This window comes from Fructobacillus broussonetiae, from assembly GCF_018437275.1.
Classification (GTDB): Bacteria; Bacillota; Bacilli; order Lactobacillales; family Lactobacillaceae; genus Fructobacillus; species Fructobacillus broussonetiae.
Genome location: NZ_JAAMFK010000007.1, coordinates 13,001 through 27,209 on the forward strand (window position 1 = coordinate 13,001; position 14,209 = coordinate 27,209).

Consider the following 14,209-nt stretch of genomic DNA (forward strand, 5'->3'; position numbering starts at 1 on the left):
GCGTTTCCTTCTGTATAAAAACACAGGACACGTTTTAAGACAAAACTACTATCTGTTGCCCATTTTACACTACTTCCCCCGGTGCGGTACAATATTATTAATTAATGGAGCTTTTTACATATGAAAAAACAAGGTATCGGAACCGGGCGCTCACACGCCAAGGCCATCTTAATCGGGGACCACGCCGTTGTCTATGACAAGCCAGCCGTGGCCATCCCCCTCTTGAACTTAGAAGTACAAGCCACCTTCCAATCACTTGAACAAAAACAAACGATTATTTTGGGTGGTTGTGCAAAGGAACTTTCTTCTCTTGGAGACGATTTGGAAGGACTCCGACAACTCATCGTTTCGTTGCAAAGAGACTTTGACTTTGAAGAAGACGGCTTCCTCTTAGAAATCGAATCGGTTATCCCACAGGAACGTGGTTTTGGTGCGTCCGCCGCACTGGCAACCGCCATCACGCGTGCCTTTTACGACTGGCAGGGAAAGGAACTCACAAAAGAAAAGCTAACGCACTACACGTCCTTGGCTGAAAACATTTCTCACGGTTCGCCTTCTGGATTGGACGCCGCCACGGTGTCAGCCGAAGAACCAGTCTGGTTCCTACACAAAAAAATCGAGACCTTTGAAACTTCATTGGAGGCAACGTTGGTCTTGGCCGACACGGGGGTCCGTGGTCAGACGGTTCGCGCGGTGAACATCGTAAAAAACGAAATCGCGACGAATCCGGATGCAGCCTGGGCTGCCATCAACCACTTGGGTGAACTCGCCTACGGGGTAAAGGAAGCACTTGGAGAAAACGATTCGGTTCTACTTGGACAACTCTTCACTTCTGCCCACCACGATTTGCAGGCCCTGCAGGTTTCACACCCAAAGTTGGACCAACTCGTGGACGCCGCCATTGAAACTGGCGCCCTTGGTGCTAAGTTAACCGGTTCCGGAATCGGTGGGGCCATGTTTGCCCTGGCCGAAAACGACGAGCAGGCAACAAAGATTGCGCTCGCCCTGGAAAAGGCCGGTGCCAAAGAGACATGGATTCAACCGCTTTAACAAACATTTACCCGCTGGCCAGACGGTCAGCGCTTTTAGTTGAAAGAATTTGAGGTTTATTATGACAACGAATGCGACGGCCATTGCGCACACGAACATCGCTTTAATGAAGTACTGGGGAAAGGCTGACTCAAAGTTGAACTTGCCCACAACCTCTTCTTTGTCGTTGACGTTAGACGAGTACTACACGAAGACAACGGTTGAAGAAGGCCCAGAAGACAAGCTCTACATCAACGAGTTGCCACAGGATAGCAAGCGGGTGCACCAATTCTTGAACGTGCTTCGAGAAGAAATGGGTGACTTTCCACCCTTCACGGTGATTTCCGTTAACAAGGTGCCCCTCTCAGCAGGATTGGCCTCATCCGCCTCATCCTTTGCGGCCCTGACGGCGGCGGTTGCAAAATTTAATAACTGGGACTTGAGCAACGAAGAACTTTCCCGCTTGGCCCGTCGCGGTTCCGGATCAGCAACCCGCTCATTCTTCCCCGACTTTGCCATCTGGGAAAAGGGTGATTCGGACAAGACCTCTTACGCCCACCACATCGATGTGCCAGACCTCCCCATCGCCCTTGTCGTCTGCAAGATTGCCGGCACAGTGAAGAAGGTGTCCTCATCCGATGGTATGGTGCGTGCCCAAACGTCACCAAACTACCAAGCCTGGGTCGACGAATCCGCGAAGCAACTGGAAGAAATGAAGGCCGCTTTGCAGGAAAAGGACCTCGAAAAGGTCGGTCAAATCGCCGAAGCAAACGCCCTGGCCATGCACGAGTTGAACTTGACGGCCACTGACCGTCGCTTCACCTACTTCAACCAGAACACGATGAAAGTCTTGGACGCCATCAAGGAACTCCGCGCACAGGGTTACCTCGCCTACGCCACGATGGATGCCGGTCCAAACGTCAAAATCATTACTAACCAGGAACAAGCCCCTGCCATTAAGGAGGCACTGGCAAAGCGGTTCCGCAAGATTCAGTTCGATATCGCTACTCCGGGACCTGGTATTTCCTATGAATAAGATCGTCAAGCTCACAATCCCCGGCAAGTTGTTCTTGGCCGGTGAATACGCGGTGACGACGCCCGGTCAACCCGCCCTCATTGCGGCGGTCGACCACGGGATGACGATTGAGGGAACACTTAAAATCCCTGTTCCAACCACTCCCGCTTCCAAAGTCCGACCCGAACCAGGCCCACTTGGGACCGTTTCGATTCATTCTGAGCAGTTCGAAGAGCCACTTCAAGAACGCTTTCAAACCATTGCTTCCTGGTCCACCGAGGACATCAAGGAAAGCACCTGGGCGTTCGTGAAGGCCGCCCTCGCCATTGTGGTCGCAGAACACCCCGCCTGGTTCAAAGAAGAACCAACCGTTGAACTCCGTATCCACTCCGAGATGAAAACGGCGGAAGGAAAGCTTGGTCTCGGCTCATCAGCCGCCGTTACAGTGGCTGTCGTTTTCGCCCTTCACCGTCTCTTTGAGGGCGACAAGGCGGACAAGATGACCATCTTCAAGGAAGCCGCCTTCGCGCACTTCCTCGTCCAGGCTTCCGGTTCACTCGGCGACATCGCAACGTCTAGTCACACTGGTTTGATCTACTACCAGGCCCCCGCCTGGATTAAGAAGGTCAACCCACGGGACATGTCCGTTTCTGACTTTCGCAGCTTAGACTGGACGAACATGGCAGTGAAGCGTTTGAACTGGCCAGCAAACTGGCAGCTTCACATCTTGGCCACAAAGGAGCCCGCTTCGACGAAGAAGGCGCTCGCCAAGAAGTTAAATCGCTCCGAACTCCTGCCCCAGTCCGCAAACGCGGTGCAAAGGGCTAAAAGCGCCTTTGAGCAGACAGACTATCAAGCACTCAAGCAGGCGCTTGCAAAAAACCAGATGGCTTTGATTGAAGCCCTCCCTGCTGAATACCTCACGGCGCGTTTAACAGCCTTTATCGAGCTTATGAACGATTTCAACCTAGCTGGTAAGGTATCAGGCGCTGGCTTTGGCGACAACGGTTTCTGGCTAACGCAGAGCCCGCTGACAGAAGAACAAGAATCAAAAGTCCAGGAAGCTGGCCTTTCACAGATTCAAACAACGATTTTTGAGGATTAAGCTTCAGAATCAAACTGGCCTCACCCGGCCAATACATAATAGTAAACAAGCAAAGGAAGAAGCGATGACAGATGCGCACTCCAACCGAAAAAACGAACACCTGTCTTTGGCCACAAAATTCTGGCGAGACGATCAAAAGCCCGTTGTCGGCGCAAGCTTTGACGACGTACGCTGGGTGCCAGGCCCACTGAACAGTCGCTCCGTTGAAACGGCCAACACGCAGACGAGCCTTCTCGGCGAAAGTTTCGAGTGGCCCTTTTACATCGAAGCCATGACCGGCGGTTCCGAATCGACCAAGAAGGTCAACGAGCAATTGGCAACGGTCGCCGAAATGACCGGAATCGCCATGGCTGTTGGTTCCCAGTCCGTCGCTTTGAAGGACCCGGATCAGGCGGACTCCTTCAAGATTGTTCGAGAAAAGCACCCGAACGGTTTCTTGATCGCTAACCTCGGGGCCGACCATCCCATCGAAAACGTGAAGAAGGCGGTCGAGATGATTGATGCCAACGCCATCGAAATTCACGTGAACGTCGGCCAGGAATTGTCCATGGCCGAAGGTGACCGATCATTCAATTGGTTGGATAACTTGAAGCACATTATCGAGGAATCCCCCGTTCCGGTCATCATTAAGGAAGTTGGCTTCGGCATGGGCGTTTCTGAACTCCGCCAACTGGCTGAGCTCCAACCGGCCGCCATCAACATTGGTGGTGGAAACGGTACGTCTTTCTACCAGATTGAACAGGCCCGTGACCGAAAGAACGAAGTGCCCTTGGACCTCTCGTCCTTCGGCCTTTCAACGGTCGAATCACTGCTCGCAGCACAAAAGGCGGACATCGACGTACCAATCATCGCGACCGGCGGCATTGAGTCCGCAAAGGACGTGACGACGGCCTTGATGTTGGGCGCTTCCGCCGCCTCATCAGCCGGCTACTTCTTATCCGTGTTGATGCAAGATGGTCAGGACGCTCTCGAGCAAATCATCCGTACTTGGCAGCAGCAGCTTCCCAAGTACATGACGTTGCTTGGTGCCAGTGACTTGAGCCAACTCCCCCACGCCCCACGCCTTTATTCAGGTGACCTGATGAACACCATTGATCAACTTTAAACCATAAAAAAAAGCGCGACTCATGAAGAGTCGCGTTTTTTTATTTGATTAACGAATCAGAAAATTAGTAAGTAATCTTCTTTTCGAGGTATTCGTCATAGTCAGGCCATGAGGATACTTCGTCCTTCACACCGGTTTCTTCTGAACCCTTGTGCCATGCGAAGTCTTGGTGCCAGATGGAACGTTGTTCCTTGTTCAAGCCCTTGATGGTTGCCATTTCGTCTTCTGAAAGGGCAAAGTCATCAATTTGTGAGTTAGCAATAATGCGTTCTTCGTGGGCTGACTTAGGAATCGTGATGACACCCATTTGGTAGTCGAAGCGCAAGATAACTTGTGCCGTGGACTTACCGTGCTTATCAGCGATGGCTTGAATGTCTGGGTTTGACAAAGCTTCTCCACCACCAAGTGGTGACCATGCTTCCATGGCAACGCCCAAGCCGTTCATCTTGTTAAACAAGTGTTCTTCTTGGATCAATGGGTTGAATTCCATTTGGTTAACCACTGGCATCAAGCGGTGCATCTTCTCGATGTCGTCCAAGTTCTTTTCATCAAAGTTTGAAACACCGATAGCACGTACTTTACCTTCCTTGTACAACTTTTCCATTGCCGTCCAAGTGTCTTCGTACTTGCCTTCTACTGGCCAGTGAATCAAGAGCAAATCAGCGTATGTCAAACGCAAGGCTTCCAACTGCTTGTCGAAGTTTCGAAGCGTTGACAAGTAACCTTGGTCACCGTTGAAAATCTTCGTCGTAACGAAGAGGTCCTTACGGTTCAAGTGGTTGTCCACCAAAGCCTTTTGGATTCCGTAACCGACACCGGCTTCGTTTCCGTATTGCTTTGCCGTATCAATCATGCGGTAACCATTCTTGATGGCCGTTTGGACCGATTCAGCCGCTTCCTTGTTTGATGACTTCCAAACACCGAGTCCAAAGACTGGCATTTCGACACCATTCGAAAGCTTTGTTGTTTCTTGTAAAATTGTGTTTGCCATGTGATTTCTCCTTTAATTAGTTCAATTCTATTGTAAAACAAAAAGGCACCCTTTTTCAAACGAACCATTATAGAGAAAAGGGTTAAAAATCCCGGTCTGTCCCGGACTTTTCGATAAACCAAAAAATCCGACAAATTAAAAAAGGCAATAAAAAAAAGCCCGCTTACGCGAGCTCCCCGACAGGTATCTGTAGGCCATGTTTTGTTCCAGTTAACGCTGGGGATTCGTTAACCTTCAGTAATCATCTATCTAAGCATTTCTGCCATACCGACCATCGTTTCAATTCACTAGGTCAGCCGCCCCTACCAAAGTTTGGGTTGCCCGCTTGCGGGGTTTACCTCGTCTCAAGTCCCAAGCTTTCACCTAGGCATACGTCTCTATGGCACTTTCAGGCCGACTCAGACATAGCAAAGCCTTAGTCCTTTGGGCCGCCGTCGTGTGTAAACACGCCTGGGTTTATTTCTTATCCCAGCACAAACACTACACTCATCGCAGAGTGTGCGAGCATGGACCTTCCTCACACCGGATAACCGATGCGCAATTACTCGATACCTGCCATCTAGTCGAAGACTAATGACGATTTATTGTACCACAGAATTAAGCTTCGTGGTCAGCACCGAATACGGCACGTTCCAAGTTGGCCACGCGCTTGATCAAGTCCAAGTTCGTTGGTTGTGCTTCTTGCTTAGGAGCAGCTTCAACGGGTGCTGGCTTTGGCGCAGGAGCAGAAGCTTGGCCGTTAGCCAATTCTTCTTGTGCGTCTTGCAAAGCGTTTTGCAATTGACCAACTTGATCTTCTAATTCCTTGATGCGCTTCGTGAAGACACCGTAGTCAGCAATGATGCCGTCCAAGAAGTCATCCACGTCTTCGGGGTCGTAACCGACACCGACACGCTTTTGCTTGAAAATCTTGTCGTAAATATCTTTTTGTGTGTATTGTACTTGTGCCAAAAGAATTTCTCCTTTGAATTCATTCTTCGAATTAACTTAATCATACCAGTATGGTCGGCCTAGGGCAAGCTTCCAAGCTGGAATATCATGCTCTTACTTTATAGAGCTTAAATTAAATGACGATAAAAATGAATAACCACTCGTTGTTAAGCTGAATAAACCGTTTTAGAATCGACCGTTTTTCTTAATCAAAAGAATCGTTTTTACTTCTTACGCTTTGTAAAGAAAAAGAAGATTGATGATGACGTAAGCGCAGCCAATGGCAAAGCAACGGAGGCAAAAGCGTTTACCTTCTTACCCGTGGTTGGCAAAGCAACCGTTCCTTGATCATGATACTTTTGCATCCGACTATTCACCGTCACTTGTGTGTTTCCAGTGAGAGCACCACTCGTGTTTGGAAGTGAAACCACCTTGTTTGTAGCTCCTCGGTTGTCGTCTGACTTTGACTTGTCAGCGTCTGCTTTGCTTTCATAGACAACGTCGTAATTCACGTTTTGATTTTCTGTGTCATTCGTCAATTCAGGCGTCTCAGCAGCAACCGATGAAATGCTTTCCCCATTATGCTTTGGGTTTTCATAGTTGTCATTCAAATTATTAGGAAGTGCAAATGATGAGAAGGCAGTCTTACCAGCGATACTTGGCTTCCAAGCATCAGCAGACACAAATTCCCCCTTTTGATTAAAGCGAGCCTTACGAGTGAAGCTCAACGTTTCTTGCTTTTCTTCCGTTCCAGGAATCAACTGACCATCGGTTCCCAAGTAACGTACCGTTCGAGTGACGTTCTTGTGTTGTTCTTGAATGTTGCCGTTTGAAAAGTAATAAGTTCCAGCTTCAAACTGCATCGATGCTGGCAGATCAGATAATGAATAAATATTTCCCTTGGGATATTCTCGAGTACCCCCATGGTCAAAATCAATTTTTTGAACCGAAGTACCCCAACCTCCAGCTATCCGAATAAATTCTGCAGGCGAAATTTGATTTGTAGGAAGGGATAATGTGAAGCCATTTGCATCCCCCGTTGCCTGAAACATTGCACCAAGCTTCTTTACATTTGACATATCAAAAGATGATAAATCAAGATTAGTCAAAGATTCTGTTCCAGCAAACATTTCCTGCATTTCCGTCACATTCGAAGTGTTAAACATTGATAAATCAACAGATTCTAACGTCTTAGCATCCTGAAATATGACATTCATATTTTTCACATTTTTTGTGTTGAATGATGAACCAAAGGTCGCTTTCTTCAACTCACGAGCCCCGTTGAATAACCCTCCAACGCTTTTCCATTTTCATCATCAACTAAGTTAGTTGTGTTAAAGCTAGAAAAGTCGACGCTTTGAACATTTGAGTCATAGAACATGTATGCCATGTACTTCAACTGTGGCGTATTAAATGACGACAGATCGATTTGTTGCAGACTTGGCGTTAGCGCAAACATCCAACTCATATCAACAACTTGAGAGGTGTCAACATTTTCAAGACCAGTGATATCCTTTAAATTTTTAAGTCCGGAAAATAAGCTAAAAGAATCGGCAGCAAAGCGAACATTATTTTTGAATTGAATGTGCTCAATCTGATCGTCCGTTACGTTTGGAATTTTAAACCGTGAATTCTGATCAGTGCCCGAAACTTTTCCCATCTCGCCAGGCCCATCAAAAGTCAAAGTCTTGGTTGTTGCGTCCCATTTCCACTGGGTCGTTCCAAACTTCCCAGTGCTATCTCCTGCATTAGCATCAACTGTTTCAGCGGCTGCTGAAAAATCATTAAAGTGATTATTACTTACTGCAGTTACACTCACGACACCAAACGACAAGAAGGCAGCAACCACAACTTGCTTACCCGCTTTAAACATCTTGTAACGTAATTTTTTTGTTTCTTTCATCGTCTATTCTACTTTCTATCATTTTTTAATAGATTTCATGAATTCAATTAAAATAGATAAATCAAAACCATTAAAACTTGCACATTTTCATTTATTACAATTGTATCAGATTTGTAACATCAGAAACAATCAAACGCCTTAAATTATGCTAAAAAGTTCTTGATGCCCTTTTCCAAAAATAAAAAGAAGGAACTGGATTCCTTCTTTCATTCTTTTCAATCTTTTAAAATGTAATTTAACTGTTCCACTTCTCTTCGTTGATGGCTTCCTGATAGTCATTGGCGTAGTCTTGGAGCTGATCCATGTCGAGCCGACTCAGCGGATAAGGCGCCTTCTGCTGAAAGTCCTTGATGGCTTTGTCGTCATAAAGGCTCTTGCCCTCAAACTCCGTGTCGTAGACGAGAAAAGCGCCGTCCGTGTGCTCCAGGATAAATTCCTGGTAGCCCTTCAGTTGGAAAGGCCCTTGGTAGTCGCCTTTAAAGACTGGGGCGTAAAAGTCGGCTGCGGCCTTGGCCTTCGCCAGCTTGCCCTGATTGCCTTCCTTCCAGTTCTTACCGAAGCCCTCGAAGGGAACGAAGAGTGCGACCTTCAGTTTCGGGTACTCTTCTTTCAGCTCCTGGGCGACGTCGACGGTCCAGAGCTCAACGCCAGGTTGACCGCCGGTGATGATCCAGTCCATCCCCTGGTCCAGCTGTTCTTTCAGGCGAATCTTCAGCGCGTACTTTAAGACGGCGACCTTGGTGTCGTTGTCTTTGAAGACGCCGAGCTCATACGTGCGATAGCCCGTGACCCAGATGCGGCTCATGAAGGGCCTCCAGCGTTAGCATCGCCGGAAGCGCCATTCACGCTCCCATCAGATGCTTGATTGCTTCGACCAGGACGATCGGTGCGAACACCACTGGCCAAATCTTCTAGGTAGCGATCAAGCGCGTTCAAGTAGTCCATTGAGGGATTGAGCTTGGCTTCGACCTGGTAGGACTTCGCCTTCAGTTCGTCGTAGGATAAGGATTTGTGGCCGTCGAGGCGCATCCAGGCGTCGACGAGGTCGGGTGCTGGGTACAGGAAGGTTTCGTCGAGCGTGGTGAATTTGATGAGGAGGAAGCCGACGCCACCCTGGGAGACAATGTTGGCCAGGTGTTGAACCTGGTGCTCGTGGACGTTTTTAAGCGGAAAGGACGTCTTGTTTTTGGTTTCCTTGGCATCAAAATCGATGTACTTGCCGGAGTAAACGCCGTTGTAGTCGGTTGTGGAAGGCTTTTGGAAGTAGGCTTCGGTGATTTTGGCAGCAGATCGGGCGGGATAGTCGACTTTGACGATGGTGACGGGCGTGGGCTTTTTGTAGATGACGGCGAGGTGGTTGGCCACGTAGTAGTCGTTGGCGGCGTTAATCTCGTCTTCGAGGCCCATGCCGCGCTTGCCGAAAGTGAGGCCGCGACGGGACTGCTTACCGGCTTTGATTTGGTTTTTGACGCTGGATTGAACGCCGTGAACGCCTTTTGGATAGTTTACCATGTGAGGCACCCCCTCGTGTGGATTCTTTCTATATTTTAGCATAGGACGGCTTGGACGTTTACCTATGGAAAAACAAAAAGCCCCTGCTTGGCAGGCGCTTTTTTTAAAACGTTATTTTGCTAGGTTAACGAACTTGGATAAAGCGTAGATGACCACACCACCGAGAAGAAGCGAAGCAAACTCCCCTGGTACAAGCATCACGTAGTAGGACAACCAGTTCGCCCAGATGGAACCAGCGTGATCGGGTGCAAAGGAGCCCGTGGCGTTGATGGCAAAGGCGAAGGTGAACTCCGCTGCCAAGATGGCCATTCCAACCGTCAAGACAGAAACCATTGAGATCAAAATCTTCTTCAACGGTGAAGCCACCTTGCGGGCCAAGTAGTAAGTCAAGGCGGTCATGCAGACCGTATCAAACGTTCCAAAGACCCAGTCGATCCAACCCATTGGTGAAACCAAGTTGGCAATCAAGACACCGAGTGAAAGCGCCAAGATGTAGCGCTTGTTCCAAGCGGCCAAGTGGTTCAGTCCTTCTGACAAACGGAGTTGGACGGGTCCAAATCCGATGGGTGCCACCATCATCGTGACGGCGGCGTACAAGGCAGCGACCAGGGCCATCAAGGTCATGTTTTGCGTCTTTGACGCACGGCTATTATTCAAGTTATTCATGTTTTCTCCTAGTTTTGTTGCGCGGGATGGTTGATGAACCGCGTTTATTTTGTTGGATGGTTCGGGTTTGACTTTGCCATTAACCAAAGCCACATCATAAGAAAAATCCGGCCGAAGTCGGATTTTAAAACACATGCTTTAGTTTTCGTCCATGAAGTCCTTCAAGTGCTTTGAGCGACTTGGGTGGCGGAGCTTACGCAAGGCCTTTGCTTCGATCTGACGGATACGTTCACGGGTGACCCCGAAGACACGTCCCACTTCTTCAAGGGTACGCGTACGACCGTCTTCCAAACCAAAGCGCAAACGCAAAACGTTTTCTTCACGGTCAGTCAACGTGTCCAAGACGGATTCGAGTTGACCACGGAGCATTTCATAGGCAGCTGAGTCAGCTGGTGAAACGGCTTCGTTATCCTCGATGAAGTCACCAAGGTGTGAGTCGTCCTCTTCACCGATTGGCGTTTCAAGAGAAACGGGTTCTTGGGCGATCTTCAAGATTTCGCGAATCTTGTCGGCCGTCAAATCCATTTCGGCACCAATTTCTTCAGGCAATGGTTCACGACCAAGGTCTTGAAGCAATTGACGTTGGATACGGATCAACTTGTTAATCGTTTCAACCATGTGGACTGGCACACGAATCGTGCGGGCCTGGTCGGCGATGGCACGTGTGATGGCCTGACGAATCCACCAAGTTGCATACGTTGAGAACTTGAATCCCTTGGTGTAATCGAACTTTTCGACGGCCTTCATCAGACCCATGTTACCTTCTTGGATCAAATCCAAGAACTGCATCCCACGTCCGACGTAACGCTTAGCGATGGAAACAACCAAACGCAAGTTGGCTTCGGCCAATTCTTGCTTGGCTTCTTCGTCCCCTGCTTCGATGCGCTTTGAGATTTCGATTTCTTCGTCACCCTTAAGCAACGGTACCTTACCGATTTCCTTCAAGTACATACGAACGGGATCGTTAATCTTGATTCCAGTGGCAGCGTCTTCAGCGGCACGTTCTTCTTCTGAAGGCTTGTTTTGCTTTGCCTTCAAAACTTCGGGTGCTGGATCACCCTTTTCGTCAACGATGGCGATTCCTGAATCTTCCACCTTTTCCATCAAACGTTCGATGTTTTCAGTATCCAAGTGGAATGGTTCAGCAATCTTTTCTGACAATTCCGCGTACTTGATTTGGGCAAGTGGCTTGTAAGCCTTAATCAATTCACGAACGGCCTTGTCGTAGGCGGCGGACTTCATTGGTCCGGACTTCTTGGCGGGCTTCTTTGCTGGTTCGTTCTTGGCGATTTCAGCAGCTTCTTCCGCCGTCTTTCCTTCGGCTAAGGCTAAGAGTTCAACCTTGCGTGCGCGGCCATGGTAAGCAATGTGTTGCTCATCCAAGTAAGCCTTGATTTCAGAAATTTTGCTAGAACTAGTAATCTTTGCCATATTTTCTCCTAATGTTGCGCGTGCTGTTTCTTCAGGTTAATGAGCTCGTTGGTCAGTGAGATTAACGCGGCGTCATCGTGCTCGTTTCTCGCTTGGGCAATTTGCTGCTTTAAGTTTGTTTCTTGTTCTTTAAAGGGCGCGAGGTTCAAGATAACCTGCAGGTAATCCTTCACCGCGTCGTCATCCGCGTCCAGACTACCAAACTCACGGTCGATGGCGAGCATCTTCTGGTTTAGCTCCGGCTTTTGGACGTAGTCCATAAAGGTCGCTAAGTCGAAGTCGCCTTCGTGTTCTCCCTTGTATGCCTCAAAGAGCATCAGAAGGATTTGGTAGTCGGGATGAACGAAGGAAAAGTCCGGCCGGTTTTTGATTTGGTCATAAACCGCATTCGATTTGATGATGGCCATCAAAAGCCCGCGCTCCGCCTTTTCAACGACGGAAACCTTTTCCGTGGGTGCGTCCTGCCAGTTTGGTCCGTTGTAAGGACCGCTTTCAGGCCGACCAGCCATTGGGTCAATGTCTGGGATGAACGAATCGTCCCAGTCACTGTCCATGCCTGGGTTTCCTGCGCCAAAGTCCGAACCGAGCTGGGCGCCACTTTGCTGCCCCGATTGCTTTTTAGCACCAGCAGAACGCCCTGCCGGGTGTTCCTGCTGGTAAGTGGCAAACTCCGACTGCAAAGACTCAAGCGAGGAGCCGTAGTCTTCTGCCATCTTCTTCAAGAAGTAATCTTGTTCAACGGGCGAAGCCGTGTTCAAGACCGGCCAGACCTCTTTTAAGAAGTCCAGGTACTGCGCTTGGTTGGACAGGTTCTTACCGGCCTTTGCCGCCCCAATCAAATACTCGGTTGGGGTCTGCACGGATTGCTCCAAGGCCTGCTTCAAGGCTTCCAAACCAAGTTCTCTTCGAACTTCGTCTGGGTCTCGGTTATCAGCCAAAGAAATCACACCGATTTCAACCTGTGGCGCCTGCTCTCGAATCAGTGGAATCGAGTGTTTGGCTGCCTTTTGACCAGCGGCATCCCCGTCGTAGACCAAGGTTATCTGGTCGGTCAACTTGGACAAGGCCGCCACGTGGTCGGGCGTCAACGCCGTTCCCATCGTCGCAACGGCGCCGCCGGCACCGGCAAGGTCGGCGGATATCACGTCCATGAACCCTTCGAAGATCATCGCCTTCTGGCCAGAACGGATATTGCCCTTTGCCTGGTCTAAGTTGTAGAGCAACTTCCCCTTGTTAAAGAAGGGGGACTCAGGCGAGTTCATGTACTTAGCCGGGTTATCTGGATCGAGCGAACGTCCAGAGAATCCAACGACCTGGCCTCGCTCGTTTCGAATGGGCCAGAGTACACGGTTACTAAAGCGGTCACGGACCAGCTCGCCGTCACGCTCGATGAAAAGCTCGGACTCAGCCAAGACCTTTTCATCGATGTTGTGCTCACGGGCATAAGACAGCAGCACGTTATTGGATGGCACGTAACCAAGCGCGTAACGCTTGATGGTATCTTCGTCCAACTGTCGGTCGTCTTTCAAGTAGGCCAGGGCCTGCTCACCTGCCGTGGTATTGAGCAAGATATGCGTGTACAACTTTTGAGCCGCATCATAAAGATCATAAATCTTTTGGAACTTTTCCTGACGTGGCGAAGGCTGGCCGGCATACTTATCCAAGCCAGAGATTCCTTCGTCTTCGGCCAACTTCAAAATGGCCTGCGGATAAGTGTAGCCCTCTTTCTCCATAAGAAAGGAGAAAATGGTTCCTGAACGACCACAGGAGAAGCAGTGAAAGACCTGCTTCTTGTCATCCACAAACAAAGATGGTCGCCGGTCTTCGTGGAATGGACAAGAGCCGTTCCACTCGCGACCACGTTTTACCAAAGGAGTGTACTGTTGAATCAGATCAACGATGTTAGCCTGGGAGCGAACTTCGTCAATTAGTTGTGTCGGAATCCGCTCAGCCATAGCCCCTCCTTCTTAATTTTGGGCGCAAAATGCCCGTAATTTCTGTCAAACCGTCTAGCATCAATTATAAGAGGTAAATGCCCTTCCTGTCAAAGTTATCCGCATATTTTGGGCAAATATCATAGTTCGTCATCAGATATTCCAATACAGAATTTTTTATGCCGTTATCGAATATTTCCACTCACCTTTCCGTGCTATGCTTTTTTCGTAAGAGGAGGGCTTTGGTTCTTGTCCCTTTGTTGCCGATAGAGTCTCCGGCAACCCTCTTACCATATCCCGAGAGACGTTGATTGCACCCAGCTGTTTTACCACTCCCTGCGCTGGGTGAGTGTGAGCTCCCTTGTTTTTTCAAACATTCCTCGTATTTGTACTTCTGTTTCACCGAGGTGAACTGTTTCCAATCAACCCCCTCCTTTTGGGTAAAGTCCGTGTTTTTTTTCAATTTACACGGACTTTTTTGTGCACTAAAAAAGCCCAACTATCTGTTGCTCGTATGTCAATAATTTAGACACTTTTTTTACATCACTAGGTTCGATTCATAGGTATGAATCCCTTCATGATTATATC

General features: G+C 48.9%; 13 protein-coding genes, 1 other RNA gene and 1 riboswitch. Of the genes, 4 read left to right on the forward strand and 10 right to left on the reverse strand.

What is annotated here, in order from left to right:
• The first annotated feature begins 120 nt into the window (after nucleotides 1-120).
• From mvk to fni, 4 genes are all read left to right on the forward strand, one after another.
• Nucleotides 121-1,050, forward strand: coding sequence for a mevalonate kinase (mvk, locus tag G6R29_RS05595; RefSeq protein WP_213809375.1), 930 nt, complete (start codon nucleotides 121-123; stop codon nucleotides 1,048-1,050).
• Nucleotides 1,051-1,111: 61 nt separating this feature from the next.
• Nucleotides 1,112-2,065, forward strand: a complete 954-nt coding sequence (gene mvaD, locus G6R29_RS05600) for a diphosphomevalonate decarboxylase (protein WP_213809376.1) — start codon at nucleotides 1,112-1,114, stop codon at nucleotides 2,063-2,065.
• A complete protein-coding gene (locus G6R29_RS05605) occupies nucleotides 2,058-3,149 on the forward strand; it encodes a mevalonate kinase family protein (RefSeq protein WP_213809377.1) in 1,092 nt (363 codons plus the stop codon). Before mvaD ends, G6R29_RS05605 begins: the two co-directional genes overlap by 8 nt.
• A 64-nt stretch (nucleotides 3,150-3,213) precedes the next feature.
• Nucleotides 3,214-4,254, forward strand: a complete 1,041-nt coding sequence (fni, locus tag G6R29_RS05610) for a type 2 isopentenyl-diphosphate Delta-isomerase (protein ID WP_213809378.1) — start codon at nucleotides 3,214-3,216, stop codon at nucleotides 4,252-4,254.
• A gap of 64 nt (nucleotides 4,255-4,318) precedes the next feature.
• Here the strand turns inward: fni and G6R29_RS05615 are convergent, their stop codons facing one another.
• The 10 genes from G6R29_RS05615 to dnaG all read right to left on the reverse strand — a co-directional run bounded on the left by G6R29_RS05615 (nucleotide 4,319) and on the right by dnaG (nucleotide 13,642).
• Entirely contained in the window at nucleotides 4,319-5,245 is a 927-nt protein-coding gene (locus tag G6R29_RS05615; RefSeq protein WP_213809379.1) for an aldo/keto reductase, read from the reverse strand.
• Between the two features lie 185 nt (nucleotides 5,246-5,430).
• Nucleotides 5,431-5,798: RNase P RNA component class B (gene rnpB / locus G6R29_RS05620), an RNA gene on the reverse strand.
• A 44-nt stretch (nucleotides 5,799-5,842) separates the two neighbouring features.
• Nucleotides 5,843-6,196 (reverse strand): cell division regulator GpsB, encoded by a 354-nt coding sequence (gene gpsB / locus G6R29_RS05625; protein ID WP_213809380.1) that lies wholly within the window; start codon nucleotides 6,194-6,196, stop codon nucleotides 5,843-5,845.
• A gap of 203 nt (nucleotides 6,197-6,399) precedes the next feature.
• The gene (locus G6R29_RS05630; protein ID WP_213809381.1) at nucleotides 6,400-7,443 is read right to left on the reverse strand and encodes a BspA family leucine-rich repeat surface protein; all 1,044 of its coding nucleotides are present in this window, start codon (nucleotides 7,441-7,443) and stop codon (nucleotides 6,400-6,402) included.
• Nucleotides 7,440-8,078 carry a BspA family leucine-rich repeat surface protein gene (locus G6R29_RS05635; protein ID WP_213809382.1) on the reverse strand — a complete coding sequence of 213 codons (639 nt, stop codon included), beginning with the start codon at nucleotides 8,076-8,078 and terminating at the stop codon, nucleotides 7,440-7,442. Before G6R29_RS05635 ends, G6R29_RS05630 begins: the two co-directional genes overlap by 4 nt.
• 235 nt (nucleotides 8,079-8,313) lie before the next feature.
• Nucleotides 8,314-8,883, reverse strand: a complete 570-nt coding sequence (locus tag G6R29_RS05640) for an SLOG family protein (RefSeq protein WP_213809383.1) — start codon at nucleotides 8,881-8,883, stop codon at nucleotides 8,314-8,316.
• Nucleotides 8,880-9,590, reverse strand: coding sequence for a Holliday junction resolvase RecU (gene recU / locus G6R29_RS05645; RefSeq protein ID WP_213809384.1), 711 nt, complete (start codon nucleotides 9,588-9,590; stop codon nucleotides 8,880-8,882). The genes G6R29_RS05640 and recU overlap by 4 nt, the downstream gene beginning before the upstream one ends.
• Nucleotides 9,591-9,701: 111 nt before the next feature.
• Nucleotides 9,702-10,256, reverse strand: coding sequence for a QueT transporter family protein (locus tag G6R29_RS05650; RefSeq protein ID WP_213809385.1), 555 nt, complete (start codon nucleotides 10,254-10,256; stop codon nucleotides 9,702-9,704).
• A gap of 2 nt (nucleotides 10,257-10,258) precedes the next feature.
• Nucleotides 10,259-10,304: riboswitch (PreQ1 riboswitch) on the reverse strand.
• Nucleotides 10,305-10,394: 90 nt separating this feature from the next.
• Nucleotides 10,395-11,687 carry an RNA polymerase sigma factor RpoD gene (gene rpoD / locus G6R29_RS05655; RefSeq protein ID WP_213809386.1) on the reverse strand — a complete coding sequence of 431 codons (1,293 nt, stop codon included), beginning with the start codon at nucleotides 11,685-11,687 and terminating at the stop codon, nucleotides 10,395-10,397.
• Nucleotides 11,688-11,695: 8 nt separating this feature from the next.
• The gene (gene dnaG, locus G6R29_RS05660; RefSeq protein ID WP_213809387.1) at nucleotides 11,696-13,642 is read right to left on the reverse strand and encodes a DNA primase; all 1,947 of its coding nucleotides are present in this window, start codon (nucleotides 13,640-13,642) and stop codon (nucleotides 11,696-11,698) included.
• Between the last annotated feature and the right edge of the window lie 567 nt (nucleotides 13,643-14,209).